Origin of the sequence: Affinundibacterium fentianense, from assembly GCF_018139545.1 — a bacterium.
GTDB lineage: Bacteria > Pseudomonadota > Gammaproteobacteria > Burkholderiales > Burkholderiaceae_D > Undibacterium > Undibacterium fentianense.
Window position 1 is genome coordinate 1 of record NZ_JAGSPJ010000060.1, and the last position, 231, is coordinate 231.

At 56.3% G+C, this 231-nt stretch carries 1 protein-coding gene; it reads right to left on the reverse strand.

Annotated elements, in window-relative coordinates:
- Positions 1-231 (reverse strand): hypothetical protein (locus KDM90_RS17760; protein WP_212676958.1); only part of this gene is annotated, 231 nt, incomplete at both ends.

Genomic DNA, 231 nt, shown 5'->3' on the forward strand with positions numbered 1-231 from the left:
CCGTCACCGTGAAGCTGGACACGCCCGCTGGGACGATCAAGTTGCTACCGACCAAGCTCACGCCATTGCTGAACGTTGGGGCGGTGTTGTAGTCACTCGTTGCAGTCGCTGTACCGCCACCCAAGGTGTAGGCGTAGGTCGACGCAATTGTGGTACCCGATGTCAAGGACACGGTGTACGTCAGGTTATTCCCTTCCACTACATTACCACCACTGACCACTGTACTAATCG